This is a genomic window from uncultured Porphyromonas sp., from assembly GCF_934359325.1.
Classification (GTDB): Bacteria; Bacteroidota; Bacteroidia; order Bacteroidales; family Porphyromonadaceae; genus Porphyromonas_A.
The window spans coordinates 1-1,989 of record NZ_CAKRLH010000254.1; the positions used below are offsets into that span (position 1 = coordinate 1).

The following is a 1,989-nucleotide window of genomic DNA, read 5'->3' on the forward strand; positions in this document are numbered from 1 at the left end:
CGGTAGAGCAGCATCATCGCGTCACTGATGCGGTACTTGGAGAAGTGGTCGTCGAGCGTCTTGCGGGTGTCGCTCAGCACCTCGGCAAACCACCGCACGGCTGCAGCCTGAGCAGCGCTCTGCTCAGCCGTCTCGCTCTCCTCCCAGCCCTGTACGAGGCGGTACGAATTCCAGATCTTGTTGCTGAAGTTGCGCCCCTGCTCGCACATGGACTCGTCAAAGAGGATATCGTTGCCGGCATTGGTGCAGCTCATCAGACCCATACGGACGCCATCGGCGCCATACTCCTTGATCAGAAGGAGCGGATCCGGGCTATTTCCCAGCTGCTTGCTCATCTTGCGTCCCTGGTGGTCGCGGACGATGCCGGTGAGGTAGACATCCCCGAAGGGCTTCTTCCCCATATACTCATACCCTGCCATGATCATGCGGGCGACCCAGAAGAAGAGGATGTCCGGTCCGGAGACGAGGGTCGAGGTGGGGTAGTAGTACTGCAGCTCCGCATTCTCCGGATCCTTGATCGGATTGGCGAAGACGCTCATCGGCCAGAGCCAGGAGGAGAACCAGGTGTCCAGCGTGTCCTCATCCTGCTTCAGGTCAGCGTCTGTGAGGGCAGGGTCGATCTTGTGAGCCTCCTCCAGTGCCACGGCACGGCTCTCCCCGACGACGATCTGCCCGTCCGGCAGGTAGTAGGCGGGGATGCGGTGTCCCCAGTAGAGCTGACGGGAGATATTCCAGTCGTGGATATTCTCCATCCAGTGGGCGTAGATGCTCTTAAACTTTGGCGGCACCAGGCTCACCTCATCCTTCATCACCGCATCATAGGCCGGCTTGACGAAGTGGTCCATCCTGAGGAACCACTGGGTGGAGAGCTTTGGCTCGATCGGCACATCGGTCCGCTCGGAGAAGCCGACCGTATTGTCATAGTCCTCCACGTGATCCATCGCCCCGATTTCCTCCAGCTCAGCGGCAAAAGCGTCCCGCACCTCGAAGCGGTCGCGCCCCTCATACTTTCCCCCAAAGCCATTCAGCGTCCCGTCGTCATTGAAGACGTCGTACTTAGGCAGACGATACCGCTCCCCGATGGCGTAGTCATTGATGTCGTGACAGGGGGTGATCTTGAGGCAGCCGGTACCGAAGTCTATGTCCACGTAGTCATCCATGATGATGGGGATCTCGCGACCCACGCCCGGCACGATAACGTGCTTGCCCTTGAGGTGAGTGTACCGCTCGTCGGAGGGATTGATGCAGACCGCCGCGTCACCAAAGATTGTCTCCGGACGGGTCGTCGCCACGAGGACATACTGCTCCGGATCCTCCACGATCGGATAGCGAACGTAGTAGAGCTTGGAGTGCTCCGCCTTATGGATCACCTCCTCGTCAGAGATCGCCGTCTTAGCCGCCGGATCCCAATTCACCATTCGGATACCGCGGTAGATCAGTCCCTTGCGGTAGAGGTCGCAGAAGACATCATTCACCGTCTCGCTCCGCTGCTCATCCATGGTGAAGGCGAGGCGGTCCCAGTCGCAGGAGGCGCCGATCTTCTTGAGTTGGCTGATGATGATCCCGCCGTGCTCGTGCGTCCAGTCCCACACCTCGTCGAGGAATTGCTCGCGAGTGAGGTCGCTCTTCTTGACCCCCTGCTTGGCCAGCTTAGCCACCACCTTCGCCTCCGTGGCTATGGAGGCGTGATCTGTGCCGGGAACCCAGCAGGCGTTGAAGCCGGTCATCCGTGCCCGGCGGACGAGGATATCCTGGAGGGTGTTATTGAGCATATGCCCCATGTGGAGCACGCCGGTGACATTGGGCGGGGGGATGACGACGGTGTAGGGAGGTCTATTGTCCGGATGAGAGGCAAAGAGCTTATGCTCGGTCCAGTATCCATACCACTTATCCTCCACCTGGGAGGGATCGTACTTAGCGCTTAGTTCGTGCGACATATCTCGTCTGTAGTTATCTGTCTTTGGGTGACAAAGATAAGACAATTTCCCC

The 1,989-nt window shown here is 59.1% G+C and carries 1 protein-coding gene; it reads right to left on the reverse strand.

Going from position 1 to position 1,989, the window contains the following annotated elements; genetic code table 11:
* A partial coding sequence (locus Q0F21_RS07515; protein ID WP_297238768.1) for a valine--tRNA ligase occupies positions 1-1,937 on the reverse strand: 1,937 nt, incomplete at its 3' end.
* Between the last annotated feature and the right edge of the window lie 52 nt (positions 1,938-1,989).